This window comes from Latilactobacillus parafuchuensis (assembly GCF_055271665.1).
On the sequence record NZ_CM143875.1, the window covers coordinates 911,262 to 935,079 of the forward strand.

Sequence of the window (23,818 nt, forward strand, 5' to 3'; positions counted from 1 at the left end):
CAGGATTGGCTTTTTGGTGGTGACTGGTTAATCGACAAAAACAAGTTGGAATTCATGTTGTTTTAAATCGAGATTGACGGAGACGTGCCGGTTTAAATCAGCGACGATTTGGCGGGAAAGAGTCACCCGTTCTTCGAAACTTTGGGCGTATTGTTCGAAATCCGTCGCTTTAAAATTGAAGTTTTCCGTGATGAAAATCGCGTCAGTCACGAACTTTAAATTATTTTCGTCATGGCGAGAACCGCTTTTTAAGACAGTATCAATGTAGTGGTATAACGTCGATGGTGAGAACGTTAACGGTTTTTCAAGAATTGATTTGATCGTAAAATCGGGTAGATCATCGACCATTTGGTTATTTAGCGTGACTTGCGTGAGCGCTTGATAGAGTTTCATAAAATCACCTTCCTAAATTAAAGACGTGCTTGCGGCGCTTCGAGGCGGTGTTGGATAAAACCTAAGACTAGATCGGCGATAATCGCCATTAAAGCCGTTGGTAAAGCACCCGCTAAGATTAGGGCGCCACCGTCAGTCGCGTTGGTGCCACGAATAATGATATCACCAAGTCCACCAGCACCGACGAAGGCACCAATCGCCGTAATCCCGATCGCCACGACTAATGCGTTTCGAATCCCAGCCATAATGACTGATAAGGAGAGTGGCAGTTCGACCATGGTTAGCAGTTGCCATTTAGTCATGCCCATGCCCCGACCAGAATCCAAAATCGTTTCTGAGACGTTAATCATGCCAGTGTAGGTGTTCTTGATGATCGGCAGTAAGGAATATAATAACACGGTCATAATGACGGTGTTAGTGCCCAGCCCCATGGCGAGCATGATAATCGACAGCATCGCTAACGAGGGGACGGTTTGAATCACATTCGCTACCCCAATTATAACATCACTTAGCCGTTTGCGGTGCGCAATCAGAATTCCGAGGGGAATGCCAATAATCGCCGCGAGTAAGACGCCGTAAATTGAAATCAAGAAATGACGGTTAAACTGGCTTAAAACGTAAAGACCATTATGTTCAAAATAATAAATAAGTTGTTGCCAAGTATTCAGATTGGTCATTTGGCGGCTCCTTTCTGAAAGTAATCGTGTTTTTGGAGAAATTGTTTGGCGACGACGGACGGTTCCAATAAATCGTTATCGACTTGGTAGTTGAGCGCTTGCATCGTCGCTAAATCAATCTGACCGGATAACCGATTTAATAAGGGTTTCAATTCAGGATGCGCCTTTAAAATTTGATCAGTGGCGACCAAACTAGCGTCGTAGGGTGGGAAGAACTGTCGATCGTCTTTGAGTACTTTCAGGTCGTAACTTTTAATTCGGCCATCAGTTGAATAACCTAAGACGACGTCCATTTTACCGGCCGCTAGAGCGCTGTAAACTAAACCGATTTGCATTGGCGCGACTTTCTTGAAGTCGTAGTTGTAAGTTTGCTTGAATTCGCGATAACCATCACCTTCGTGGTTGACCCAAACGGAATCAACGCCGGCGGTTAACTGGTCGGCAACTCGGCCGAGATCGCTGACGGTTTCGAGATGGTATTTTTTAGCGGTGGCTTGGGTCACCATGAACGCGTAAGTATCCGCGAAACCGTAAGTTGGGAACCAAGTTTGCTGGTAACGTGTTTTGAATTCGGTTTTAACAATTTGTTGTGCTTTAACGGGATCTTTGGTAGGTGCTAATTTTAAGGTCCCGGTCATTTCAGTCCCGGCATACCGACTGGCGGAGATATCGGCATCGCCACGGATCAATGATTCATGGGTGACGGTCGAAGAGCCTAAGTTATTGACGAGTTCAACCTGATTATCTGTTTCGTGGGCGATCAACTGGCTGACGATATTGGCCAAGATTTGCGATTCAGTCGTGCTTTGCGAACTAATCCGAATTGTATCTTTAGCGGAACCGCCTAATCCTGGGAAACTGCAGCTACTCAAGAGTAAGAGGCAGCTGGTGAGCAGTGTCATGGTTGTTATTAATTTACGAATATGAGACATAGCGACCTCCTATCTGATAGCCACTGGCGTCAGCTTTTTTTCAAGCCGGCCGAGTAAGAAATCAACGATTAATGCTAAAAGGGTAACGGGAATCGTCCCGCCGATAATTAAATCGGGTTTGAAGAGATTCAAACCGTTGAAGATGAAATCACCTAAACCGCCAGCGCCAATGTAAGACGCTAACGTTGCCCAAGCAATCACGTAAACGGCCGATAAACGAATCCCGGCCATAATCACTGGGGTCGCCATTGGAACTTCCACCTGTAGAATCGATTGAAGTGGCGTCATGCCCATACCTTTAGCACTATCTTTTAAAACGGGATCAACAGCGTTCATGCCGATGTAGGTATTGCGTAGAATCGGCAATAGCGAGTAGATGAAGAGCGCGATAATCGCGGGCACTTTACCAATCCCGAACAGTGGAATCATCAGCGCTAATAATGCTAAAGAGGGGACTGTTTGGAGCATGCTGGCGATGGCGATGACAACTTTAGCAGTCTTTGGAAAGCGCGTTAAGCTAATACCTAACGGAACTGCGACCAATGCGCCTAAACATAAAGCAATCGCTGAAATATAGAGTTGCTCCCAAGTTTTAATCAGTAATTCTGTACCATTTTGGTTGAGAAAAGTAAGCATCCAAATGACCTCCTTTAATCGGTTGTGTCGCCCCAAACAGCATCGTAGACGACATCAACGAGGGCTGTTCGGGTGACAATGCCGACTAAGTGTTGTTGATCATCAACGACGGGCACGTATTTCCAACCACGTTTTAAGATGTGTTCGATAGTATCGCGGACGAGATCGCTTTGATTGACGTGATTGATCTTGGTCAACATAATATCGCTAACGGCGGTCGCATCACGATAATGATGGTCAATATTTTCTAAATCGACCAAGCCCTTCAGGTGCTGGCCTTCATCAACGACTAGTAAGGTATCGACCCGGCGCTCGCGCATCAATTTAATCGCCGTTTCCAGTGATTTATCGGGCGTAATCGTGACCGGCGTGGTCAACATAATTTGACCAACGGTTTCAACGTCCGGTTTAGCCTCTAGTAAACGATCGTGGCCAATTAGATTTTTAACGAAATCATTGGCGGGATGCCGTAAAATTTCAGCCGGGGTATCGAATTGAATAATTTTGCCGTGGTCCATAATCGCAATCCGCGAAGACAGATTCAACGCTTCGTCCATGTCGTGGGTCACGAAGATAATCGTTTTGCCCATTTTAGTTTGGAGTTGTTTCACAAGGTCTTGTAGGGCTTCACGGGTAATCGGATCCAATGCCCCAAACGGTTCATCCATTAGAATAATATCTTGGCCGGCCGCTAAAGCGCGGATGACACCTATCCGTTGTTGTTGGCCCCCCGATAATTGACTCGGATAGCGGTCTAAAAAATCTTCGGGCAGCTCGACGAGTTTCAATAGTTCTTTGGCTTTTTGTTCGCGTTTGTCTTCCGGCCATTTTAATAATTTAGGGACGATTGTGATGTTATCGCGAATCGTCATGTGGGGCATTAATCCGATGTTTTGAATCACGTAGCCAATCTGGCGCCGAAGTTTAACCGGATCAGTATCGGCTAGTGAATGACCGTCGAGTGTAATTGTCCCGTGCGTTGGATTAATCATGCGGTTAATCATACGCATCGTGGTTGTTTTACCGGAACCAGAGGTCCCAATCAGGCAGATAAATTCACCCTGATCAACCGAAAAGCTAATATCATCAACGGCTTTATTGCCACCGCGATAAATTTTAGAAACATGGTCAAATTCTAGATAATGGGCCATCAGTAACCTCCTAAAAAGATGTCTTAATATTAATCTATTGATAATATTCATGTTAAGGAGCTAATGAGCAAGTGTCAATGGATAAGGCTTACAACTAACGCTAGTCAAAAAGTAAATTAAAAACACTGAGTAATTCTGAATGACTAAACAAGATTGAATTAATTGTGGCAGCCGTTTATTTTTTAGGAACTAATAATTCCCGGGAAATAAAAAGATGGACTTAAGCGACCTAGGGGGAAAGCATCACTTCCCCCTAGGTAAGCATTACTTGCTATTTAAGTTTAATGAACTTCTGCATAATGAAAGACAGGGCATAAAGTGTATTAATGGGGGCTAGTTAGGTGGTGACAAAACGATTAATAAAACGGGCATTTATCTTGATTGGTGGGTTCGGGTTAAATATCTTATTAGTGCAACAACTGAATTTATCGAATAATTCGGATAAATTAATACTATTAATGACATTGTTGGTAGCGGGACTAATTATCGAGAGATTATTAAACGAACCAATCGAATAATTGGAATTGGTATACCAAATATATACGGCGATGGTCAATGGTAGTATAATCAAGATAAGAAAATGGTTTAGTGAAGGCGGTGATTCCGATGACTAGTATCATTGATGCGCTACTGGATTGGATTATGATTCATTTTAAGGGGCTCTTAATACTTAGCGCGGTGTTAATCATTGGCGCGCTAATCAGGGGTCTCTACACTGATTGGTTGGGAATAATCGGTTTCATGGTGTTCTTATTAATGCTGAGTTGGCTCAAGGAATGGCGGCGAGATAATCGATGACTCATTTAAAATATGCGTTAATCAATAATGTTAATTATTGCTTGTTACTGCTACTGATTGCCTTTGGGCGCCAGTCTTCAAGCTTGAGTAATCAATTTTACTGGTTTGAAGCAGGCACTTTAATCGCGCTAATGATCGGTTATCTATGGCTGTTAGCGAAAGTCATTTATCGCAAATATCCCATTTACAATCCGCAAAACTGGCAACGGTCAAAAATCAGTTGGGGTGTCATTATCATTGGCACGGTGATTGTGATTAGATTACTATTTGATTTTGAACGTTACTTCGTCTTATTTTGTGGTGCAATGTTCATTATTGGCTTATTACAAGACTACTTTTCAGTGCAAAAATTAGAATTAACTTAAACAACCTAAAAAAGCGGCGGAAATCTTGAGATTTCCGCCGCTTTTTTGACTAATTTTCAGATAGTTGTTCATTCAATTTGATTAAAGCGTTTTGAAATTCGACTTGGGCTTCAGGATCTGATTCCTGCGCTTCGGCTTGTTGCATAAAAGTGATTAATTCGGGCGTCACATCGCGAGTCAGCTGGGCAATTGCCCAAGCGGCGGTCCCGCGAATGACGGGCCGTGGGTCGGTGTCGATCAATTGTAAGAGTTGGGGCACAGCCGAACGGTCTTTAACATTGGCTAACGCGATGATGGCGTTTCGTTGCAACGGTTTTTTACCGCGCCAAGAACCGGCTAGGTGTCCGAATTTAACTTTGAATTCTTTATTACCAATCGTTAGGAGCGGTTGGAGTTCTGGCATGACCGATTCCGGATCGGGTTCCATTTCGGGATGGAAATGAAAGTCTTTACCTTTATTAAACGGACAAACCTGTTGGCAAATATCGCAGCCATAAATCACGCTCCGAATTTTAGGCCGATATTCTTCCGGCATGAAACCTTTAGTCTGCGTCTGATAAGACAAGCAACGTTTGGCGTTCAACCGGCCATCACCCAGCAATGCGGATGGTGGACAGTAATCGATACAGCGCGTACAACTGCCACATTGATTACTCATCGGAACGTCGGGTTCGAACTTAATATTGGTGATAATTTCACCTAGATAAACGTATGAACCGAATTCAGGGGTAATCAATAAACCGTTCAAGCCGATGAACCCTAAACCGGCGCGTTGTGCAACAGCCACATCGCTCAGTTCGCCAGTGTCGACCATTGGTTTAAACGTCACCTCGGCATCGTCAGCGGCTAAGTCTTTGATCGCGTCGATTAATTGCGCCATTTTATCACGCAAGATATCGTGATAATCAATGCCCCAAGAGGCCCGCGCAAAACTGCCGCGTTTAGCACCTGTTCGGGCCGGTTTATTTGCCATTTTCGTCGGATAGGCGAGGGCAATGGCGATAATTGATTTTGGTTGGTCGAAAATCAATTCGGGATAAAGACGTTCTTCTAACACTTTGTGTTCAAAGCCACTTGAATGGTCATTTCGTTGTTGCTCTTTTAAGCTGGCTTCTAAGTAATCAAAGGGGGCCGCGGTTGTAAAACCAATCTTGTTAATTCCAATCGATTGGCTGGCTGCGATGACTTGTTCTTTAAGGGTTGGCATGGCGCCATCAATTCCTTTCAAAAAATCATGTTTCACGTGGAACGAACCGACAGGAACATTCTAATAAATACGATAGTCCCAGGGCTCATAGCACTTGTTAGAAGTGAAGACAATATTTACAATATCAATAGTGTTGCTTATAATAATTCGTAATATCAATATTGGAGCTGATCTAGATGGAAATCGATTTTATCTTACAAGTCACAACACGGAAGCAATTTAGAAAGTGGCTTCAAGAAAATGCTAATACTAAAAAGCAATGTTGGGTTTTGACAACAAGAGCAACAGAATCTGGGACGCTCAATAAAACAATGGATTATTTAGATGCTGTCGAGGAAGCTATGTGTTTTGGGTGGATAGATAGTACGATAAAAAAGGTTTCAGAAACGCAGTTAGCTCAGAGAATGTCGCCAAGGCGTCAAAAAAGTCAATGGTCAGAACTAAACAAGGAACGTGTACGTCGACTAGAACAGCTTGGTTTAATGACTGATCAGGGGCGAGAATGCTGCCCAGATTTATCACAGGATTCGTTTACGATTGACGAGGAAGTCATGAAGGCCATTCAAAATGACAAAGTAGTATACGAAAATTTCAAAAAATTTCCAGAACTTTATCAACGAGTCCGTATTGATACTATCCAAATTAAAAAAAAGCAACCCGAACTGTTCCAAAAACGTTTGGATAAATTTATCGAAAACACCAGAGAAAATAAAATGTATGGTGGTTGGAATGATAGTGGGCGCTTAATCAATTATTAAATATCGGGAGTATTATGGGAAATGCATCAACTAGAATCAAAAAGCATGAGACGTCATCAATTACAATCTAAGTGTGATAGGGACCGAATAATCGATGCTAAACCGTCAGGGTAAAAACGTTTATAAAATGCTGTTCCGTTCTCGTGGAACTGATTAGTTTAAATAAATCTGACGTAAGTCTGCCAAATCATGATCGGTTAATTTTAAGTCAGTTTTTAAATAATTTTGAACGCTACCGGTTTGTGCTTGAATTGCTTTTTTCGCGGTGTTTAAATAATCTAAATCAACCGTCAATAGGGCATGAACACTTTGAATAATGGCGGGGTCACTTGTCTTTTGTTTCAAGTCGTTTAAATATTCTTGAATGTAATTGGCAGAAGCTTGATTTGTTAAAAGGTAGTCGGCTTGAATCGTGGCTTCGGGAACGCCGAGTGCGCTCAGTAAGAAGGCCGCTCCCATACCAGTGCGATCTTTACCGGCGGAACAATGAAAAAGGAGACTACTATTTTCTTGGTCATTGGCTAATAATAATTCAAAGAATTGGCGGTAGGCCGCTTTAGAATGTTCTTGATTGATGAGATTATCGTAGACTTTAACCATCCGTTGGTAACCGCTAGTCGCATCTTGGCTGAATAACTGATACATCTCTTCTTCACTAGCGGAATTGGCCGTTTCATCCACTGCAAAAACGGGCAGAAATTCATAAGTGGTTTGTTTTGGTAGGCGATCTGGTGCAGCCGTTGTTTCATCGACCGATCGAAAATCAACATCGTATTGAAGCCCGTAATCGGCTAGGTAGTTCAAATCAAATTGGTTTAAATCTGCCAAAGTTGCTGACCGAATTAATTTGTGCCATTTGAGTGTGTGACCATCCATGGTCTGATAACCGCCTAATTCCCTAAAATTACGCCCTTGTTGTAGTGGTAAAATTCGATTTTGCATCAGATAACCCTCCCGTTTTAAACTACTGATATTGTAGCATATTAATTAATTTAACGGTTGAGACTTGTTATTCGTTGGCTTTGCACAGTATGATAATAATAGTGAGAACGGAGTGGATAACATGTTATCGTATTTTGAAATTACACCGGGTCAACCGATTCAAGTTAGTGCGTCTGAAAAACAGGCCAATTGGATTCATTTTGAAGATCCGAGCAAGCATGAAATGTTACATTTTGCTAAAAAATATCATTTGCCAGTCACGCTTTTTGAAGTCGCCCAAGATATCAATGAAGTGGCGCGCTATGAAACGTTTACGACCGAAGCCGGTGAACAATTGACCCATATTTGTTTATTGGTCCCGGTTAAGACACAGGATACGGAAGAGCACGCGGAGTTCATTACGCGACCGTTTTCGTTTATCATTAGTGAGCATATTTTGATGACGGTTGGTCACCAACAGTCGGCGTTAGTTAACCAGATGCGCCAGTTGTTAATCGAACAACAACCGTTAGAAACGATGGTCTTACGCAGCATTTCATTAATTTATCAACGTTATTTATCAGCGTTGGATATTGTCGCGCAACAAATTCAACAACTCGAAAAGAACGTTCACGTTTCGACGCGCAATCAAACATTGTACGCGTTAAAAACGTTGCGTAAAAGTGTGGTCTTCCTCGATTTAGGTCTAAAAAGTAACCAACAAATTATGCCGCAAATTAAAGCAACCCGCTTATTTGAATTAGTCGCCAATCAAGCCGACGAACTGTACCGAATCGACATTCAATTTGCCAAATCGGATAAGGCCGTCACGACTTATCGGGAATTATTGGCTCAATTAAGTGATTTATTATCGGATATTATTTCAAATCGTTTGAATAACATCATGAAAACTCTGACGTCGTTGTCAATTATTTTAACAATTCCAACGATGATTGGCGGCTTCTGGGGGATGAACGTCCCAGTCCCACTCAGCCACAGTGGCAAAGGATTCCTACTATTATTAGGCCTAACCCTAATCATCAGCCTCCTAGCGGGTTGGTGGCTAAAAAAGAAAGACTATTTCTAAAAAGTTGCTGAGGCGCATGGTAGGTTCTGAGCATTAGGCTAGTTCTGTGAATAAAGTCCGAACTATGGACTTTGTGTCCTCAATACTATTTCTAGTGATTAACCATTTTGTAAAAGCCCTTACCTTTTTGCTTGAATTGTCCGCGGTAGCGGTATATTCTTAGGTTAGTAACAATGTGCAAATTGAGATTGAGAAAGCGAGATGAGAATCATGGTTCAAGAATATAAGAAGATACTAGTCCCCGTTGATGGTTCAGAAGAAGCTGAATTAGCTTTGAATAAGGCGGTTCGTGTCGCTAAGATGAATGACGCTCATTTAGATGTTTTGAACGTTTTAGATACAAAACAATTCGCTGGTAGTTACAGTGGGATGCTTTCTGGAGACGCCATTTTCCAAATTTCAGAAGATGCTCAGAATTATTTAAATAGCTTGAAGTACGATATTCAAAATAAGGAACATTTAGAGGATGTTGAAATTCACGTTCGTTTTGGTAGTCCCAAAAACGTGATTGCCCGTGATTTCCCTAATGATCATCAAACCGATTTAATTATGATGGGTTCGACCGGCTTGAACGCTGTTGAACGGATGTTGATGGGTTCTGTAACGGAATACGTTAACCGGAATGCGGTTTGTGACGTCCTAATTGTGAAGACGGATGTTGATAATCAAACTCAAATTAAGAAACATAAATAATGATTAGAATAGTACCAAAAAATAACCACTAAAATTAATTTTTGGTGGTTATTTTAGTGGCATTCTTTTTAGTTATCGTATATTGAAACTAAAGGAGTGATTAAAATGTCAAATGCCAATTGGATGAATGAAACACCAGCGTTATTAGCCTATTATCAAACTGAGTGGGGACGACCAGAATATGATGACCAGCGGTTGTTTGAGTTGTTGTGTTTAGAGACTTATCAAGCGGGGTTGAGTTGGCGGACGGTCCTTGCTAAACGTCTCGCTTTTCGTCAAGCATTTCATCAATTTGAAATTGCTAAAGTCGTGGCAATGACGAACGACGATATCGACCAACTCATGTTGAACCCGGATTTGATTCGTAATCGGAGAAAGCTAACGGCGACGATTAACAATGCACAAGTTGTTTTAGCCATTCAACGTGAATTTGGTCAGTTTGCCGATTACTTGTGGCAGTTTGTGGATGACCAACCGGTTATCAATCATCCGGCGACTTGGGCGGCGGTGCCGTCGCAATCCCCATTATCGGTCCAAGTCGCGCGTGATTTAAAGAAACGGGGTTGTCAATTTGTTGGGCCGGTCATCATTTACGCCTATTTACAAGGTGCTGGTTTAATCGATGATCATCCGCAAGCGGATTAACAGTAACTCCGGCTTTTGCTTCATTTGTCGATGGTGTATTATGGTAAGTATATATTAAGAATATTTAAAGATAATAAGGGGTGCAACCATGGGACAAGATAATGTTCGCCAATTAGCAGATTGGCTTGAAGCAAACATGACCGCAATTTTAGAACGAAAAGTAATGATTAAACCAACTGAAATTTTTGCCGTATTGGATAGTTTTGCTGTTTTAAATAATCCGGTCGCAAAATACTTAGCCATTACCGAAGAAACTTACTATCAATCAGAATCAGATCATAAATTAACCTTGTCAGACGATCGTAAATTATTAATCGACGTTACTGATCGGATTATGGTGACCCACGTCGATGGTATTTTAGCCGACAATAAAGTTAATTTTGAATATAGCCACGAAGCCGTTTACGAAGATCAATATTTGGTTAAACGCGATTTAGAAGTTTTGACGTACGGCTTGGCCGTGATTGGGGCAGTGGCTGCAACGGTTAAACATAATTTAATTCAGGCTGACTTGTCTAAAGATGCCGTTTTGAGTTTGGCCTTAGCCGCACAAAATATTGCGAATTGGCAAGCTAAATAATAGTAAAGGTTGGCAAACAGACATGCAGGCAGTCTTGGAGTTACGCGATTTTTCGCAAAAATATCAACGGCGCCAACTTTTTAAACGGTTAAATTTACAAATTGGGCGTCAAGAATGTATCGCGATTACGGGCCAAAATGGTGCGGGAAAAACCACGTTACTAACCGTTTTGGCGGGACTGACCAACATTAGTCAGGGCCAATTGAAATTAGCGCCTAAGATGCGGGTTGGTTATATGGCGGAACAACTAGCGCCAACCGGCCTAACCCCGCGCACTTATTTGCACTTATTGGGTGAGATGAATCGGGTCGATAATCGCTATTTAGATCAACAGATCACCGAGTTAGCCTATGAATTTGGGTTAACCGCCTTTTTAGAGGTCCCTTTAAAACAACTCTCACGAGGAAACTTGCAGAAAGTTAATTTCTTGCAGGCGATTTTGAGGACCCCTGATATATTAATCATGGATGAACCGCTAACCGGCCAAGATGGTCCGACGCAGATGCGCATGATTCATTGGTTAAAGGATTACCGTCAAAAAGGGGGCGCGCTAATCTTAGGGACCAACAACGCTTTTTTAATTGAACAATTAGCGACGACCATCTATGAATTAGATGCAATGCGCTTATTGCCAGTCGAAGAATTACCACAACCGGAAGAAAAAGTGATGCGGCTTGAGTTTGCAACGACACCAAGGTCATTAGCGTTACCAGCAGCGCTGCAACAATTAGCACTTAAAATTACGGATGGTTCTCGGCGCGTGATTGTTTACGCTAATGTTCACCAAAGTGACGCGTTAATTGAAGCGATGCTTAAAAATGGGTTTAGTTTGAGGGGGTTACGCTATGAGGTCCTTTAGTGCACAGTTAAAATTGCACCAACGGGTTTTAATGGACAATGGGAGCTTGTGGGGACCACTTTTATTCTGGTTGATTATGTTAGCCGTGAACTTTGTCGCGTACCCACAAGATTTCGTCGGCAGTCTCGCGGTCTTACTATTAGGCTTATTTGTGTTAATGACTTGGTTGACCTACAGTTATATCAATCAATTGCCAATCGGTTTGGAAAAAGTAATCAGTCTGAAATTAAGAAAACGGCGCCGTTTTTATCAAAGTTTATTGTGTTATCTAGCTTTAATTGGCGTCTTCTTCGTCATTCTAGGAATCGGGGCTTCGGCGCTCGGTTTATGGCTCCATGGCGCGCACTATTTCAGTCGAACGTTAAATTGGTGGGATTGGTTCGGCGGCTTCTTAATGTTGCTGAGTGTCGTACCGGTCGCGATTACCACCGGTTTAATTTGGCAACGACGGGTCTTGAGTAACCGGCGACTTGCGGGGGTTTTAACCGTGTTGATGGTTGTGTTAGGGACTTGTGGCGAAGCGATTGTCACTTATTGGCACCCGTATCTCTATATGCTAGGGTTATTGCCACCGATTTCGACGATTGCCCAACTGTTCAATTCGAGCGTGCACATCGGCGTTTTGGATCTCTGTTTAGCCTGGTTAATGAGCCTAGGATACAGTATCTTCCTATTGATGATTCATCAAGTTGTGTTATCGCGCAGACAATTTTTATTTTAAAAAAGCTGGTTATCCCGAACTATCAGGATAACCAGCTTTTTTGATTTGAACGGAAATTGATGAGTTATGGCACGCGTTAAAGTCTAATCATTGATTGTACCCGATATCATTCGGACTAGTCAGTCTTCAATAATTGTTCGAGGACTGGTTTAATACTGTCCGGGGTTTCTTTCGGTTCGAAGCGTTGCACGAACTGACCGTTTTGATCAATCAGAAATTTAGTGAAATTCCATTTAATATTAGCCCCACCAGAAACGTCGATTAGATACTGATAAAGTGGGTCTTGTTGGGCGCCATTAACTTTAATTTTGTGGTGCATCGGGAAACTAACCCCGTAGTTTTTTTGGCAGAATGTCGCAATTTTCTGGTCTGAACCGGGATCTTGCATCAAGAATTGATTGCAAGGAAACCCCAGAATTGTGAAACCTTGATCGCGGTAAGTTTGATAAAGTTCTTCTAAACCGGCAAATTGGGGCGTGAATCCACATTTACTAGCCGTGTTGACAATCAGTAGTGCTTGTCCTTGATAGCGTGATAACGGATAGGATTCACCCGCAATGTCGGTAACGGTAAAATCAGTTATTTTAGTCATTGAAAAGCCCTCTTTCTACTTGAGATTAGCTCCAGTATAGACCGGCAGACTAAAAAAAGCGATTTAAGCGGTTTCTGATGAAAATTTGGTGAAAGTGTGGCATGATAATAGGGAGTCAGTTAGTAAGGGAGTTATTAAGCGAATGACAAAAATTGCAATTGCTGGATCGGGTGCGATGGGCAGTCGGTTTGGTTACATGTTACAAGCGGCGGGGAACTCGGTGGTGTTACTCGATAATTGGGCAGCACACGTTCAAGCGATTAACACTAACGGATTAACCGTTAGTGTTGCGGGGCAAGCACCACTGCAAGTTCAGATTCCAGCCGCATTGCCGACGGACATTAAAGAAATCCAAGATGTGATTATTTTATTTACGAAATCAATGCAGTTAACGAGCATGCTACAGACGATTCAACCGTTGATTGGGCCTAAGACCAAAGTAGTTTGTCTATTAAACGGATTGGGTCATCCAGAAACGATTGAACGGTATTTACCGAAGACTAATATTTTTGTTGGAATCACCTTATGGACAGCCGGATTAACGGGGCCTGGTGAAATTACGTTAAGTGGTTCGGGGAGCGTTGAATTACAAAACGTGGCCCCTGATAGTCAAAATGCGGCTAAAACATTAGTTGAGTTGCTGAGTGCGGCCGGGTTAAAGGCGCATTATAGTACGGATGTTTTATTTTCAATCTGGCGTAAAGCCTGTGTCAACGGGACTTTAAATAGTCTGTGCGCTTTACTGGATTGTAATATTGCACAACTAGGGCAGACTAGCCAAGCACCGACGTTATTGACCGCAATTGTTGACGAATTTTCGGCAGTTGCTGCCACTGAAGGTGTTGATTTGAAACCGGCAGAGATGTTGGCGCATATTATGCCACTGTTTAATCCAGCAGAAGCGGGTAACCACTATCCGTCGATGCATCAAGATTTAATTCAACATCACCGACCAACTGAAATTGATTATCTCAATGGCTATGTCGCGCGCAAAGGGACTGAACGTGGGATTGCAACACCCATCAATCAATTGATTACCGAATTAGTTCATACTAAAGAAGCCCTATTAATCGAAAAATAAAGGAGTCGTTTATTATGTCAGAAAAACGTCAATTGAATATCGAAGTGGAATCAATGCACTATCAAAAATTATTAATCGCGATTGACGATGACGATACGACGTCATCAAAACGCGCTTTTAACTACGCTTGTACCGTTGCCAAGGCTTACCAAATTCCATTAGGAATCGTCAGCATTTTGGAAACCGGTGATTTGAACATCTATCAATCATTGTCACCGAACATCGTTGCTGATCGCCGGGATGAAATTGCCGCTGATTTGGAAATTTACGTCCAAAAGGCTCAAGAATTTGGAGTCGAAGAAGTGACACCATTCGTTGGTGAAGGCAATCCAGGTCACGTGATTGTGGAAGAAATTATTCCCGCTTTCCAACCTGATTTGGTGATCGTGGGTTCAAAAACGAAACCATCAAAACATCTGATTGGCACGCATGCCAGTTATTTATCAAAATACGCACCATGCTCGGTAACGGTGGTACGTTAAGAAAAGAAGTGTGTTGAGTTGCGGTTAGCAACTGAGCATTAACGGAAAAGTACCAGTTATCTTTGATTTTTAAGATAATTGGTATTTTTAGGTTAAGCGGAAGTTGTTGCAACTCAAAAGCACGTTAAGAAAAAAAGTTGCTGAGGCGCACGGTAGCGTCTGAGCATTAGCCTAGTTCCATGCATAAAAAAGCCCTCAAGGTAGCTAACCTTGGGGGCTTTTTTGACGTTAACAATAGCTAAAAGAACGTCTATTTGGTTATTATTTCCTGAGAAATAATAATTAGTTAAGCATAATGATTGGTTTTGGAGACGCGATGTCGTATGATACTAAACAACCATGCTTAAGGAGGCTTTACTTAGATGCAAACTGTTCAAAAGGACCAGCAAATTATTTGTCGATTAGAGGTCGGCGATGAAATTATCACTGAATTAAAATATCTGGCAGCCACGATTCCGGATCAGTTTGGCGCGATTTCTGGCATTGGCGCTTGTGATGACGTGACAGTTAGTATTTATTCGCCGAGTCGTGACGAGTACGTGGCCACTCGGTCCCAAGAGCAAGTTGAACTATTGAGTTTAAACGGTAACGTGGAAAATGCTGCGGGTAAAATTGCGGTCCATTTACACAGTACGTTTGCCCGGTTAGATACGAGCGTTTTTGGCGGTCATTTAGAGCGGGCAGTGATTTCCCGGACCGGTGAATTGGTGATTGAGTTAGTGCCAGTGGTTTTGGGTCGAACTGAAGATCATCAAACGAAGTTACAAGTGTTGGATATTCAAAGCTAATCAAATTGTTTATCAAAAAAGCAGCTGAAAGTTTTCAGCTGCTTTTTATATTGAATCGTTTTTTGAGCAATTTGGCACAGTAAAAACCAATCAAACAGCCTAGGCCGTTGAGTAGGATGTCGCTAACGGCAAACGTGCCGAGATAAAAGGCGTATTGCAGAATTTCAATTCCTAAGATCGTGAAGCCCGCAATCGCAATCGTCTGTTTCAAATCGGCTTTGATGGCGTATAAGGTGCCGAGCGGAATGAAGTAGATGACGTTGAGACCGGCCTCGATTAAGGTTTGCTTATTCAGCCTTAGAAAATCAAATGGGTCTAAGCTAATGGCGTGGTAGGTCGATGCTTTGGTAAATAGAACAATGAATAAGAGTAGTAAATAAACGCTGTAAACGAGGTACCCATAAATCACAGACGGTTGCCGTAAGTCCCACTGTAACCAGCCTAGCCAAAGGGTCAGGGTTAAAAAGGCAATCAGTAAAAATGGTGTGTCAGGAAAGCGGGCCATGACCCGGGTTAAGCGGGGATAATGCCATAAGGTGGGCAGTACAATTCGCTGAATAAAAATGGTGCTGAATAACCATGCAAGTAGTCCAACAACACTTAATTTAATAATCTGTTTCATAACATCGATCCTCGGAATTTTTTTATAATTTGGCCTGGTGAAGCCGTTCCGTAAATTCGGCCATGAAATCGAAATTTTGTTTATCGTCTAAGGTCATTTCGAGCTTATTTAAGAGCTTACTGAGTAGTTGCTGTTCATCAGCCGTGAGACTGCTAAAAAGGGTCTCAGTAAACTCATTGCGGCCATCTAAGGCTTCTTTAATGATTGAACGGCCTTGGTTGGTGATGAAAACGTGGGTAATCCGTTTATCGTAATGGTCGGATTGGCGTTGGATATAGTGTTTGGTCTCCAACTTCTTTAAACATTCAGTGAGTGAAGACGGCCGAATATCCAAAGTGTCAGCAAGTTGGCCTTGCATTTGGCCGTTCTCGCGATTGAGTAGCTTAAGAATCCGAATTTGACTGACCGAACGATGGTGTGACGAAAATTGCATGCCATAATAATGGCGATACAGGTGAATTACTTTGTTAAAAGTTTGAAACAAATCGTTACTCAGTTCAGTCATGATGACTCCTTTTTAAGTCTAAATTAATAGTGGTATCATACGCCAAAAAAGCTTGGTAAGCAAGAAACGCCGCCAGAGCCTGGCGGCGTTTCTCAATCGCTTAACGAGCGTTTTCTAAAAAGGTAATGGCTGCTTGGTAGTCTGGTTCTTGGGTTTGTTCAACGACTAATTCCTGATAACCAATCTTGCCGGTCGCATCGACGATGAAGATCGAACGTTGTAATGTATTATTACTGGGTACGTAAAGGTTCATGGCTTTACCGAAACTGAGTTGTTCATCGGAAAGGAGTTGCATATTATGAACCCCTTCAGCCGCACACCAATCTTGTTGTTGGGCAACGGTGTTAGTCGAAATGGTGTAAAAATGAATATCGTCGAATTGATCGACGGTCGTATTAAAATGTTTGGTCTGAATGCTGCAGACACGGGTGTTAATGTCGGGGACAACACTAATCAAGGTCAGCTGGCCGATTAAGTCATCGCGCGATACCGTTTTGTGTTGTGCTGTTACCAGTTTAAAATCAGGAAGTTGTTCCCCAATTGCTGGTGGTGTCCCAATGGTTTCGATTGGTTGGTCATGACGGGTAATTTGCATCTGAATAACCTCATTTCTGTATTAAAAGATTAAGTTAATTGTAAAGGGATTCAATCAATAATACAATTAAACAGGCTTACTGAACCAACAATGGAGGAAACCAATGACAACGACTCAAATTCAAGCACTTTACGCTAAAAAGATGTTTAACCAACTGATTAAAGAAGTGGCGGTTAAACCGGTCACCTATGAAATTGTGGATGAAAATCATCAAGCACAGGCAGTTTTAATCAGCTATCAAGAATGGCAACAGTATCAATCACTTTTAACCCAGAAAAAGTAAATCGGACTTTAGTCTTAAGATAGTAATTTAGTTGTAACAATTTTGTAATAGTGACGTGGTACACTAATTACTGTTTGAAAGACTGGGGACCGACTGATAATTAGGTTGGTTAATAAATTTTAGATGGAGTGGACATGGTGAAAAAAGTTAGTCAGTTAGTATTTAGTGCTTTAGCCGTATTATCAATGAGTGCAACGGTAGCTGTTAGCGTTGGGGCCGTTAGTGCCGATACCGTTACAGATACTAAAGCTGCAATCAGCAGTGCTAGCAGTGAAAATACTGCGCTTTTGACGAAATTAAACACAGCACAAAATAAAGTGTCTGAAATTAACAACAAAGTTTCTGATAAAGTCATTGCAATCGATGAAGCCAAAACAAATATTACAACGACTAACGCTAAGATTTCGACCATTAGCCAAGACATCGTTAAGACCCAAGCTGAAGTTAAAGCCCGCAAAGCGGTTTTAAAAGAACAAGTGGTTGCTTTACAAAAACAAACGGGCGACAGCGTGTCGGGGAATATTTATGTTGATTTCATCGTCAATAGTGATAATTTCTCAGATATGATTGGCCGCGCTTCAGTGATCGGTAAATTAAATGAAGCTAACAAAGAAGCGATGACTTCTGTCACGGATTCAGAAACAAAATTAGCTGATTTGAAGACTGAACAAATCACAAAAAAAGCCACTTTAGAAACGACTAAAACGACTTTAGAAGCTGATAAAACACAATTAGTGACTTTAAAGACTGATGCTGAAAAGCAACAAACAGACTTCCAAAAAGAAGTTGATGGTCACCAAACACAATTAGCCACTTTACAAACACAATTAGATGCACAAACGAAAGCCGCTGTTGACGCTGCTAAAAAAGTAACTGAAACTAAAGCACCAACGACAACCGCTACGCCAACTGCGCCAACGACGACTAATAATATCCAAAAAAATGCCCCAAAAGCAACGACTGAAGCACCTAAGTCATCCGCTAATACGGGTTCACTTGTCGGTAACGCGTTACAATTTGTCGGCACACCCTATGCATGGGGTGGCGCAGCACCTGGTGGTTTTGATTGTTCAGGTTTAGTTTATTACGCTGCTAAATTAGCGGGAATGAGCTTACCACGGACATCACAAGCTCAAAGCCAATTAGGTACGCAAGTCTCATTATCAGCACTACAACCGGGCGATTTGGTCTTCTGGGGTGGCGTTGGTTCAGCTTACCACGTTGGGATTTACATCGGTGGCGGTTCATACGTCCACGCACCAGCACCTGGTCAAAGCGTGACAACCATGTCAATGCAATATTACAAACCAGACTTTGGTCGTCGTTTGTAAGCTAAAAAAATAACGATTAGAAAGTTTGATTGGGCACATTGCCGGTCAAACTTTTTTAATAGATAAAGTGTGGTTAATTAACAATGGATAAAAAATTATTAATCATTACCGGTGCAACGGGTAGCGGTAAAACGACGGTCAGTCACTATTTAAAAGAAGCTTATGATATTCCACAAGTGGTGACGCATACAACACGACCCAAACGGCATAACGAAATGGCGGGGATTGATTATTATTTTGAAACGCCGGAATCGATGCAGGCCAAACACTTGATCGAATCGGTGACTTATTCAGGTTATCAATATGGTTCGTCGTACGAAGCTTTAGAATTAGCGTGGCAACAGTCACCAGTGATTAGTTTAGTGGTAGATACCCAAGGGGCTAAAACCTATTTAAAGACGTTTCCGCAAGAAGTACTGGTATTATTCTTGACGGTTTCTGCGCCGGATTCGTTAGTGACCCGTTTACAGAAACGGCGCGATTCACCGGAAGCCATTGAGAAACGTTTAGCGAGTGCCGAGTTTAAACGGGATCTAATGGTGCCTAGCGAATTGAACCAGCATGCGAAAGTGATTATTAATGATGATTGGGAAATTACGAAACAAACATTAGCCGAGCTGATCGCTAAATTAAAATAAAATAAAAAGGCGTCAGCGCAAAACAGTTCGTTTTGCACTAACGTCTTTTATTGTCACCACTAAGCGAATTGTTGAATGGTGTGCTTGGTTGATTTCACTTTAAAGGCTAATTTTTGAATGGCTTGTTCAATTGTAATCCCGCTAGCACTGATTGATTCATCAGCAGTACTAGTCGCGATAAATTTTTGCGTTTGTGTATCAAGTGAAACGTGGTACCAATTAGTAGTTTGTTCTTGGAATTGCATAGTAAAGTCTCCCTTCAAAAAACGAATGAAACACTGGTAGAAGACCAATGAAGCCGTTTTCTATAAAAATCATTTGTACATTATCATAACGCTAAGTTTTTTAAAATGCAACTAATAAGTTTTTGAAATAGCTTATTTTTAAACTATCGGAGAAGAGAACGGGTATAATAATAGTAATGATTACACTTGATGCGCGATTGCTAAAACTTTGTTAAACTTAAGCAATCAGTTAGTTGCAGAATTGAAATAGTAGTATGCTAAAATAAGATTTCTGTTAGTGTACCAATTAAGAAGGGAATCGATTAAATGAGTGAGATGACGACGGCTCTGGCTGTTTTGAAGACCAATGGGTTTAAAATCACAAAGCAACGCCGAGAAATGTTGCGGTATTTAGCTGAATATGAAAATCATTATATTCCGGTGACTCAAATTGACGATCATATGCGGGCGATTTTCCCGGGGATGAGTCATAATACGATTTATCGGAATATCAAAGATTTCGAACAGTTAGGCTTAATTGAACAACAGATTCAAGGTGAACAGGCCCACGTTAAGTACCAATGTGATTTTGAGCATCGGCATCATCACCATTTTATTTGTCGACAATGTGGGAAAGTCATCGAATTAAAGATGTGCCCACTCGACTTTTTTAGTGAACAATTACCCAATTGTCAGATTGAAGGCCACCGTTTTGAATTATATGGTCTCTGTGACGATTGCCAGACCAATTAGTTTTGAAAGGATGAAAATAATATGGCTTATCATACACCGCCGATTATTCCACCGGCTGCCATTATCTCGTTAATTATTGCAATGAGTGCCACCAACGTGGTGGTGAATACGGTTAAACCGGTCCAGTCCGTTAAAACGGAAAAAGTATCGAGTTCAAGTAGCAGTGCATCAGTCACGAGTAGTAGTCAACCAAAATCGAGTTCAGAATCGGTTTCAGAATCGAGTCAATCTAGCGAATCCGTCAGTCAGTCAACGAGTTCGGCCGACAGTACCACTACAAGTAGTGATAGTAGTTCAACGGCGGATGAAGATGAGAATACGTCAAGTGCTACTACTGAAACGGCTTCATCAGCACAAGAGGATACGGCCGATGATACGACGAGTAGCAGTGCGGTTTCTAGCAGTACAGGGGCGACAACGACGCAGACGACTCAAGGAACTACCGGACAAACAACAACCCAATAGCATGAAGGAGGTGGGTAACCATGTTATCATTACTTGACATTGTTAATCATTATTTTGGTTATTTAAATATTAACGGTCGCGTTAAAAACCGCATTTTTTCGGTGGTTTGTTTACTCGGCGATTTTTATCTATTGTATAAGAGTATCTATTATTTTAGAGCGGCGGCAATTGGCCGGGGTGTTCTAAATTTACTTGTTTTTTTGATACTGCTCTATTTTGCCATTATGAATCTCTATTTTTATTACCGCGGCAAGAATGCGATTGTTGACGTCTCGCCTTACGTTGAAAAGGCGTTGGGTGGCGATCCGAATGCACCGCACCCACTAAATGGACTGAGCGCTAAACCGAAAGTCATCTCCCAAATTCAACCAGCAACGGGTCTTTTTGAAGAACAAGATTTATTGCCCACTGAATTGACGATGACCGCGGCGCAGACTGAAAAATTGACTGCATTAGTCAATCAATTAATTGAATCAGGCTATGTCAGCTTGAACTATTCTGGCTTAGACGATCAAGATATCTATCAACAAGCGCAACAGTTTCAACGGCCGATTTATGCCATTGGGGATAAAGTCGCGATTCCATTTTATGAATTGAAACACGTTGATCAACAATGGCTCTTGTACGGTGGGATTAATGCGATTGACAAAGAACCCTTGGCGACGATTAAAACGGTCGGGCTAACACCAGTTCAACAATTGGCGACTGATTATCAGTTAGCCGTTGCTCACACGTGGTTGATTGGGGGCCCACACAAAATAGCGGGGCGGAGTGGTGTGGTTGAGGGTCATGATCCTTACCAACTCATGGTCCAGATTGCGTACCAAAAACGCAGCTAAACTGGTTGGAGGAAAACTGTTGGAAATCCATAATGAATTTTTAGATTTAAACTATCGCTATCAATATTATTTATTAGAATTAGTCGCTGATAATGGTGACTACTATTTGACGACGGCCAAAGCAATGAAAATCCTTGGTTTGTCTAAGTTTAAAATTAGTCAATACGTCGAAAATATTAATGTAGATTTAGCAACCATCAGTCCACAGAGCCATTTAACGATTAATGGGGACGGCTTATTTGAGAGCCAAAAAATTACTGAGGCGGTTGTGCGACAAATCCGGTTAGTATATTTGAAGGATTCAACGTTATTTAAGCTATTAGAATTTAGTTTAATGAATCCAAAACAAACGGAAACGGCCGATTTTTGTGATGCCTTATTTATTGGGAAAACTAAATTTTACGAATTACGTAAAGAAATGGTCGAAGTGGCCGAACAGTTTGGTCTAGAATTCACTAAAAATCAACTCGTCGGTCCTGAAAGCCAAATTCGTCAATTTATTTTCGAAATCTATTATAGTTATTTTAACGGGATTGAAAAGCCATTTTTATTATTGCAAGAGACAGTTGATCAAATTGTTACCGAAATTAGTCGGCAATTGAAAATTGAATTGCTACCGACGACGGATACTAAACTTGAGATTTACATTAAAGTTCAATATTTACGAATGCGGGGTAAGGCGAGTTTAAATGGCCGTTTGTTGGCGGTTGATTTTAAAGAAACGCAAGCTAATTTTTGGCAAACGATGATGGCCATTTTAACCAAACACTATCAATTATTGAATGTCCCGCTTGAAGCGGAAGTGGAAGGACTCTTGGCCTTCTTATTTGCCGAAGGTTATCTAACTTTAACGACTGATTATTTGGATGCTAATTTACAGAATCAAGTTTCAGATAAAACACAACGGTTTTTAAACCAAGTTCGTTTGGGATTAGAGCGTCGGCCTATGCAAGCGGCCGAGTTTGATAAGGCTTTGGTCCGTTTAAAGGGTCATTTAGATCAGATTCATATGCGGATGCTGACTTTCTATGTTGAACCGACGACGTTTATCGACGAAAATCAATTAGCTTATTTTGCAGAGGCTAATCCACTGTTCCATCAAATTATACAAGATTTTATGGATCAACAGACACCACTAGCTTGGCGTAAACAGGCTAGTTTGTATTATGATTATATGTTTGCCTGTATCGAAGATATTCCGTTAGCAATTTTAAAAGATCGAATTTATATTTGCGTAGATTTCTCGCAAGGGAAACTATATAATCAATATATGCGTAAGATGGTCAACTACTTTAACAATTTGAATATTGAACTACAAACCATGGTTAATCAACAAACTGATTTGTATCTATCAGATTTTTATTCAAGTGCGCTAACTTGCGAACAATTAATTTGGAAAAATCCGCCAACCGTGCATAATTGGCAACAATTTGGGGATATTGTGGTGGCACTTAAGAAGGAGAAGTTATGAAAAAGGGGACGACTTTACTTTCATTAACTATTTTAAGCTTAGGGGTTTATCGTTTTTCACAAGGTTTTTTACGCCAACAGGTACAACAGGTAACGGCGGCAACGGTCGCTGTTGGGCAGCCGGTTCAATCAGTCCCGATTACGGGCGGGGAAATCAACATTACCGTCAAGAGCTATCCGAAAGCTTCGACAGTTGACCCTAAAACACCGGAACCAAGTGATTCGAGTGAATCCAGTGAATCGAAACAATCGAGTACGATAGCGCAAGACTCCGCTGAACAACAATCAGGTCAAACAACGACTGAATCAACTAAGCGAACAACGGTGATTCAACCGACCGCACCCGTGGCGGCCCAATCTGTGACGCCTAATTCAGCGAGTGATCAAGGATCAAAACCAACCGCCCAACCGGCGGCTATTTTGGCGGGCACGACGAATGGTCAAGCGGCACCAAAATCAAAATTACAACAAAAACCAATGATTAATGGGAATCAACCGACCGCGAATTCAGCGGCTGCTAAAACGAAGCACCGGCGCGATTTTAAGAAACACCACGCTCAAGTTGAAAAAGATATCGTTGCTTTCCAAAGCGGTCAATCAGGTTCGCCAGCTGCTGGTGGTAGTGGCGGCGCGAGTACCAATGTTGGGGTAGTTTTCGGTGAATTAGCAGGGCATAGTTTATTTGCAGTTCGGAATGATTAGTCAGTGGACTAGAAATGAGGACTAC

The 23,818-nt window shown here is 41.7% G+C and carries 33 protein-coding genes; 21 read left to right on the forward strand and 12 right to left on the reverse strand.

Features of this window, described 5'->3' with window-relative positions:
• Positions 1-27: 27 nt before the first annotated feature.
• The 5 genes from ACVPPQ_RS04660 to ACVPPQ_RS04680 are packed head-to-tail and all read right to left on the reverse strand — an operon-like array spanning position 28 to position 3,789.
• Complete coding sequence (locus ACVPPQ_RS04660) at positions 28-393, reverse strand: hypothetical protein (protein WP_463496052.1); 366 nt, start codon at positions 391-393, stop codon at positions 28-30.
• A 17-nt stretch (positions 394-410) separates the two neighbouring features.
• A complete protein-coding gene (locus ACVPPQ_RS04665; RefSeq protein ID WP_025082770.1) occupies positions 411-1,070 on the reverse strand; it encodes an ABC transporter permease in 660 nt (219 codons plus the stop codon).
• Positions 1,067-2,002: an osmoprotectant ABC transporter substrate-binding protein gene (locus ACVPPQ_RS04670; protein WP_463496054.1), complete on the reverse strand. Its 936-nt coding sequence runs from the start codon at positions 2,000-2,002 to the stop codon at positions 1,067-1,069. The genes ACVPPQ_RS04665 and ACVPPQ_RS04670 overlap by 4 nt, the downstream gene beginning before the upstream one ends.
• Positions 2,003-2,011: 9 nt before the next feature.
• Positions 2,012-2,638, reverse strand: a complete 627-nt coding sequence (locus ACVPPQ_RS04675; protein WP_463496056.1) for an ABC transporter permease — start codon at positions 2,636-2,638, stop codon at positions 2,012-2,014.
• Between the two features lie 14 nt (positions 2,639-2,652).
• Positions 2,653-3,789, reverse strand: a complete 1,137-nt coding sequence (locus ACVPPQ_RS04680) for a betaine/proline/choline family ABC transporter ATP-binding protein (RefSeq protein ID WP_463496058.1) — start codon at positions 3,787-3,789, stop codon at positions 2,653-2,655.
• Between the two features lie 341 nt (positions 3,790-4,130).
• Between ACVPPQ_RS04680 and ACVPPQ_RS04685 the strand changes: the two genes are divergently transcribed.
• From ACVPPQ_RS04685 to ACVPPQ_RS04695, 3 genes are all read left to right on the forward strand, one after another.
• Positions 4,131-4,307, forward strand: a complete 177-nt coding sequence (locus ACVPPQ_RS04685; RefSeq protein WP_463496059.1) for a hypothetical protein — start codon at positions 4,131-4,133, stop codon at positions 4,305-4,307.
• Positions 4,308-4,395: 88 nt separating this feature from the next.
• Positions 4,396-4,587, forward strand: a complete 192-nt coding sequence (locus tag ACVPPQ_RS04690) for a hypothetical protein (protein WP_025082767.1) — start codon at positions 4,396-4,398, stop codon at positions 4,585-4,587.
• Positions 4,584-4,952: a hypothetical protein gene (locus ACVPPQ_RS04695; protein WP_463496060.1), complete on the forward strand. Its 369-nt coding sequence runs from the start codon at positions 4,584-4,586 to the stop codon at positions 4,950-4,952. The genes ACVPPQ_RS04690 and ACVPPQ_RS04695 overlap by 4 nt, the downstream gene beginning before the upstream one ends.
• A gap of 49 nt (positions 4,953-5,001) precedes the next feature.
• Here the strand turns inward: ACVPPQ_RS04695 and queG are convergent, their stop codons facing one another.
• Positions 5,002-6,159, reverse strand: a complete 1,158-nt coding sequence (gene queG / locus ACVPPQ_RS04700; RefSeq protein WP_463496337.1) for a tRNA epoxyqueuosine(34) reductase QueG — start codon at positions 6,157-6,159, stop codon at positions 5,002-5,004.
• A gap of 176 nt (positions 6,160-6,335) precedes the next feature.
• Here queG and ACVPPQ_RS04705 point away from each other — a divergent pair, with 176 nt between their 5' ends.
• Positions 6,336-6,917 (forward strand): YdeI/OmpD-associated family protein, encoded by a 582-nt coding sequence (locus ACVPPQ_RS04705; protein ID WP_463496062.1) that lies wholly within the window; start codon positions 6,336-6,338, stop codon positions 6,915-6,917.
• A gap of 153 nt (positions 6,918-7,070) precedes the next feature.
• Here the strand turns inward: ACVPPQ_RS04705 and ACVPPQ_RS04710 are convergent, their stop codons facing one another.
• Positions 7,071-7,859, reverse strand: coding sequence for a tyrosine-protein phosphatase (locus ACVPPQ_RS04710; RefSeq protein WP_463496064.1), 789 nt, complete (start codon positions 7,857-7,859; stop codon positions 7,071-7,073).
• Positions 7,860-7,980: 121 nt separating this feature from the next.
• Here ACVPPQ_RS04710 and ACVPPQ_RS04715 point away from each other — a divergent pair, with 121 nt between their 5' ends.
• From ACVPPQ_RS04715 to ACVPPQ_RS04740, 6 genes are all read left to right on the forward strand, one after another.
• On the forward strand, positions 7,981-8,925 hold the full coding sequence (locus ACVPPQ_RS04715; protein WP_463496066.1) for a magnesium transporter CorA family protein: 945 nt from the start codon (positions 7,981-7,983) through the stop codon (positions 8,923-8,925).
• 210 nt (positions 8,926-9,135) lie between these two features.
• Positions 9,136-9,618: a universal stress protein gene (locus tag ACVPPQ_RS04720; protein WP_463496068.1), complete on the forward strand. Its 483-nt coding sequence runs from the start codon at positions 9,136-9,138 to the stop codon at positions 9,616-9,618.
• A gap of 105 nt (positions 9,619-9,723) precedes the next feature.
• Positions 9,724-10,263, forward strand: a complete 540-nt coding sequence (locus ACVPPQ_RS04725; protein WP_463496069.1) for a DNA-3-methyladenine glycosylase I — start codon at positions 9,724-9,726, stop codon at positions 10,261-10,263.
• An 88-nt stretch (positions 10,264-10,351) separates the two neighbouring features.
• Positions 10,352-10,843 carry a hypothetical protein gene (locus ACVPPQ_RS04730; RefSeq protein ID WP_463496070.1) on the forward strand — a complete coding sequence of 164 codons (492 nt, stop codon included), beginning with the start codon at positions 10,352-10,354 and terminating at the stop codon, positions 10,841-10,843.
• Between the two features lie 22 nt (positions 10,844-10,865).
• Positions 10,866-11,702, forward strand: a complete 837-nt coding sequence (locus ACVPPQ_RS04735; RefSeq protein WP_463496071.1) for an ATP-binding cassette domain-containing protein — start codon at positions 10,866-10,868, stop codon at positions 11,700-11,702.
• A complete protein-coding gene (locus ACVPPQ_RS04740; protein ID WP_463496073.1) occupies positions 11,689-12,423 on the forward strand; it encodes a hypothetical protein in 735 nt (244 codons plus the stop codon). Before ACVPPQ_RS04735 ends, ACVPPQ_RS04740 begins: the two co-directional genes overlap by 14 nt.
• Before the next feature lie 115 nt (positions 12,424-12,538).
• Here the strand turns inward: ACVPPQ_RS04740 and ACVPPQ_RS04745 are convergent, their stop codons facing one another.
• Entirely contained in the window at positions 12,539-13,015 is a 477-nt protein-coding gene (locus ACVPPQ_RS04745) for a glutathione peroxidase (RefSeq protein ID WP_463496075.1), read from the reverse strand.
• A 142-nt stretch (positions 13,016-13,157) separates the two neighbouring features.
• On the opposite strand from ACVPPQ_RS04745, the gene ACVPPQ_RS04750 reads away from it, so the two are divergent.
• The 3 genes from ACVPPQ_RS04750 to ACVPPQ_RS04760 all read left to right on the forward strand — a co-directional run bounded on the left by ACVPPQ_RS04750 (position 13,158) and on the right by ACVPPQ_RS04760 (position 15,366).
• Positions 13,158-14,096 carry a 2-dehydropantoate 2-reductase gene (locus ACVPPQ_RS04750; protein ID WP_463496076.1) on the forward strand — a complete coding sequence of 313 codons (939 nt, stop codon included), beginning with the start codon at positions 13,158-13,160 and terminating at the stop codon, positions 14,094-14,096.
• A 14-nt stretch (positions 14,097-14,110) separates the two neighbouring features.
• Positions 14,111-14,578 carry a universal stress protein gene (locus tag ACVPPQ_RS04755; protein ID WP_463496077.1) on the forward strand — a complete coding sequence of 156 codons (468 nt, stop codon included), beginning with the start codon at positions 14,111-14,113 and terminating at the stop codon, positions 14,576-14,578.
• 362 nt (positions 14,579-14,940) lie between these two features.
• Positions 14,941-15,366 (forward strand): PPC domain-containing DNA-binding protein, encoded by a 426-nt coding sequence (locus tag ACVPPQ_RS04760; RefSeq protein WP_463496079.1) that lies wholly within the window; start codon positions 14,941-14,943, stop codon positions 15,364-15,366.
• A gap of 34 nt (positions 15,367-15,400) precedes the next feature.
• Here the strand turns inward: ACVPPQ_RS04760 and ACVPPQ_RS04765 are convergent, their stop codons facing one another.
• From ACVPPQ_RS04765 to tpx, 3 genes are all read right to left on the reverse strand, one after another.
• On the reverse strand, positions 15,401-15,988 hold the full coding sequence (locus ACVPPQ_RS04765; RefSeq protein WP_463496080.1) for a VanZ family protein: 588 nt from the start codon (positions 15,986-15,988) through the stop codon (positions 15,401-15,403).
• 22 nt (positions 15,989-16,010) lie between these two features.
• Positions 16,011-16,493 carry a MarR family winged helix-turn-helix transcriptional regulator gene (locus ACVPPQ_RS04770; protein ID WP_463496082.1) on the reverse strand — a complete coding sequence of 161 codons (483 nt, stop codon included), beginning with the start codon at positions 16,491-16,493 and terminating at the stop codon, positions 16,011-16,013.
• Positions 16,494-16,593: 100 nt separating this feature from the next.
• Positions 16,594-17,088, reverse strand: coding sequence for a thiol peroxidase (gene tpx / locus ACVPPQ_RS04775; protein ID WP_463496083.1), 495 nt, complete (start codon positions 17,086-17,088; stop codon positions 16,594-16,596).
• Positions 17,089-17,191: 103 nt separating this feature from the next.
• On the opposite strand from tpx, the gene ACVPPQ_RS04780 reads away from it, so the two are divergent.
• The 3 genes from ACVPPQ_RS04780 to ACVPPQ_RS04790 all read left to right on the forward strand — a co-directional run bounded on the left by ACVPPQ_RS04780 (position 17,192) and on the right by ACVPPQ_RS04790 (position 19,340).
• On the forward strand, positions 17,192-17,371 hold the full coding sequence (locus ACVPPQ_RS04780) for a hypothetical protein (RefSeq protein WP_463496084.1): 180 nt from the start codon (positions 17,192-17,194) through the stop codon (positions 17,369-17,371).
• Positions 17,372-17,505: 134 nt separating this feature from the next.
• On the forward strand, positions 17,506-18,702 hold the full coding sequence (locus ACVPPQ_RS04785) for a C40 family peptidase (RefSeq protein ID WP_463496086.1): 1,197 nt from the start codon (positions 17,506-17,508) through the stop codon (positions 18,700-18,702).
• Between the two features lie 83 nt (positions 18,703-18,785).
• Positions 18,786-19,340, forward strand: a complete 555-nt coding sequence (locus tag ACVPPQ_RS04790) for a guanylate kinase (protein WP_463496087.1) — start codon at positions 18,786-18,788, stop codon at positions 19,338-19,340.
• 59 nt (positions 19,341-19,399) lie between these two features.
• On the opposite strand, the gene ACVPPQ_RS04795 is transcribed toward ACVPPQ_RS04790, so the two are convergent.
• Positions 19,400-19,585, reverse strand: coding sequence for a hypothetical protein (locus tag ACVPPQ_RS04795; protein ID WP_463496089.1), 186 nt, complete (start codon positions 19,583-19,585; stop codon positions 19,400-19,402).
• Positions 19,586-19,891: 306 nt separating this feature from the next.
• On the opposite strand from ACVPPQ_RS04795, the gene ACVPPQ_RS04800 reads away from it, so the two are divergent.
• From ACVPPQ_RS04800 to ACVPPQ_RS04820, 5 genes are read left to right on the forward strand one after another with little or no spacing between them, the layout of a single operon-like run.
• Positions 19,892-20,317, forward strand: coding sequence for a Fur family transcriptional regulator (locus ACVPPQ_RS04800; protein WP_463496090.1), 426 nt, complete (start codon positions 19,892-19,894; stop codon positions 20,315-20,317).
• Positions 20,318-20,338: 21 nt separating this feature from the next.
• A complete protein-coding gene (locus ACVPPQ_RS04805; protein ID WP_463496091.1) occupies positions 20,339-20,782 on the forward strand; it encodes a cell surface protein in 444 nt (147 codons plus the stop codon).
• A 20-nt stretch (positions 20,783-20,802) separates the two neighbouring features.
• Positions 20,803-21,621, forward strand: coding sequence for a DUF6681 family protein (locus tag ACVPPQ_RS04810; protein ID WP_463496093.1), 819 nt, complete (start codon positions 20,803-20,805; stop codon positions 21,619-21,621).
• 19 nt (positions 21,622-21,640) lie between these two features.
• A complete protein-coding gene (locus ACVPPQ_RS04815) occupies positions 21,641-23,092 on the forward strand; it encodes a helix-turn-helix domain-containing protein (RefSeq protein ID WP_463496094.1) in 1,452 nt (483 codons plus the stop codon).
• Positions 23,089-23,793, forward strand: a complete 705-nt coding sequence (locus tag ACVPPQ_RS04820; RefSeq protein WP_463496095.1) for a hypothetical protein — start codon at positions 23,089-23,091, stop codon at positions 23,791-23,793. Before ACVPPQ_RS04815 ends, ACVPPQ_RS04820 begins: the two co-directional genes overlap by 4 nt.
• Positions 23,794-23,818 lie beyond the last annotated feature (25 nt).

Bases quoted from the DNA above. Each gene is read 5' to 3' on its own strand.
- ACVPPQ_RS04745 (WP_463496075.1), bottom strand. From the start codon at position 13,015: ATGACTAAAATAACTGATTTTACCGTTACCGACATTGCGGGTGAATCC.
- ACVPPQ_RS04670 (WP_463496054.1), bottom strand. From the start codon at position 2,002: ATGTCTCATATTCGTAAATTAATAACAACCATGACACTGCTCACCAGC.
- ACVPPQ_RS04785 (WP_463496086.1), top strand. From the start codon at position 17,506: ATGGTGAAAAAAGTTAGTCAGTTAGTATTTAGTGCTTTAGCCGTATTA.
- ACVPPQ_RS04735 (WP_463496071.1), top strand. From the start codon at position 10,866: ATGCAGGCAGTCTTGGAGTTACGCGATTTTTCGCAAAAATATCAACGG.
- ACVPPQ_RS04800 (WP_463496090.1), top strand. From the start codon at position 19,892: ATGAGTGAGATGACGACGGCTCTGGCTGTTTTGAAGACCAATGGGTTT.
- ACVPPQ_RS04770 (WP_463496082.1), bottom strand. From the start codon at position 16,493: ATGACTGAACTGAGTAACGATTTGTTTCAAACTTTTAACAAAGTAATT.
- queG (WP_463496337.1), bottom strand. From the start codon at position 6,159: ATGCCAACCCTTAAAGAACAAGTCATCGCAGCCAGCCAATCGATTGGA.
- ACVPPQ_RS04705 (WP_463496062.1), top strand. From the start codon at position 6,336: ATGGAAATCGATTTTATCTTACAAGTCACAACACGGAAGCAATTTAGA.
- ACVPPQ_RS04690 (WP_025082767.1), top strand. From the start codon at position 4,396: ATGACTAGTATCATTGATGCGCTACTGGATTGGATTATGATTCATTTT.
- ACVPPQ_RS04795 (WP_463496089.1), bottom strand. From the start codon at position 19,585: ATGCAATTCCAAGAACAAACTACTAATTGGTACCACGTTTCACTTGAT.
- ACVPPQ_RS04755 (WP_463496077.1), top strand. From the start codon at position 14,111: ATGTCAGAAAAACGTCAATTGAATATCGAAGTGGAATCAATGCACTAT.
- ACVPPQ_RS04720 (WP_463496068.1), top strand. From the start codon at position 9,136: ATGGTTCAAGAATATAAGAAGATACTAGTCCCCGTTGATGGTTCAGAA.
- ACVPPQ_RS04805 (WP_463496091.1), top strand. From the start codon at position 20,339: ATGGCTTATCATACACCGCCGATTATTCCACCGGCTGCCATTATCTCG.
- ACVPPQ_RS04680 (WP_463496058.1), bottom strand. From the start codon at position 3,789: ATGGCCCATTATCTAGAATTTGACCATGTTTCTAAAATTTATCGCGGT.
- tpx (WP_463496083.1), bottom strand. From the start codon at position 17,088: ATGCAAATTACCCGTCATGACCAACCAATCGAAACCATTGGGACACCA.
- ACVPPQ_RS04710 (WP_463496064.1), bottom strand. From the start codon at position 7,859: ATGCAAAATCGAATTTTACCACTACAACAAGGGCGTAATTTTAGGGAA.
- ACVPPQ_RS04820 (WP_463496095.1), top strand. From the start codon at position 23,089: ATGAAAAAGGGGACGACTTTACTTTCATTAACTATTTTAAGCTTAGGG.
- ACVPPQ_RS04740 (WP_463496073.1), top strand. From the start codon at position 11,689: ATGAGGTCCTTTAGTGCACAGTTAAAATTGCACCAACGGGTTTTAATG.
- ACVPPQ_RS04790 (WP_463496087.1), top strand. From the start codon at position 18,786: ATGGATAAAAAATTATTAATCATTACCGGTGCAACGGGTAGCGGTAAA.
- ACVPPQ_RS04765 (WP_463496080.1), bottom strand. From the start codon at position 15,988: ATGAAACAGATTATTAAATTAAGTGTTGTTGGACTACTTGCATGGTTA.
- ACVPPQ_RS04695 (WP_463496060.1), top strand. From the start codon at position 4,584: ATGACTCATTTAAAATATGCGTTAATCAATAATGTTAATTATTGCTTG.
- ACVPPQ_RS04660 (WP_463496052.1), bottom strand. From the start codon at position 393: ATGAAACTCTATCAAGCGCTCACGCAAGTCACGCTAAATAACCAAATG.
- ACVPPQ_RS04730 (WP_463496070.1), top strand. From the start codon at position 10,352: ATGGGACAAGATAATGTTCGCCAATTAGCAGATTGGCTTGAAGCAAAC.
- ACVPPQ_RS04760 (WP_463496079.1), top strand. From the start codon at position 14,941: ATGCAAACTGTTCAAAAGGACCAGCAAATTATTTGTCGATTAGAGGTC.
- ACVPPQ_RS04715 (WP_463496066.1), top strand. From the start codon at position 7,981: ATGTTATCGTATTTTGAAATTACACCGGGTCAACCGATTCAAGTTAGT.
- ACVPPQ_RS04810 (WP_463496093.1), top strand. From the start codon at position 20,803: ATGTTATCATTACTTGACATTGTTAATCATTATTTTGGTTATTTAAAT.
- ACVPPQ_RS04675 (WP_463496056.1), bottom strand. From the start codon at position 2,638: ATGCTTACTTTTCTCAACCAAAATGGTACAGAATTACTGATTAAAACT.
- ACVPPQ_RS04725 (WP_463496069.1), top strand. From the start codon at position 9,724: ATGTCAAATGCCAATTGGATGAATGAAACACCAGCGTTATTAGCCTAT.
- ACVPPQ_RS04750 (WP_463496076.1), top strand. From the start codon at position 13,158: ATGACAAAAATTGCAATTGCTGGATCGGGTGCGATGGGCAGTCGGTTT.
- ACVPPQ_RS04780 (WP_463496084.1), top strand. From the start codon at position 17,192: ATGACAACGACTCAAATTCAAGCACTTTACGCTAAAAAGATGTTTAAC.
- ACVPPQ_RS04665 (WP_025082770.1), bottom strand. From the start codon at position 1,070: ATGACCAATCTGAATACTTGGCAACAACTTATTTATTATTTTGAACAT.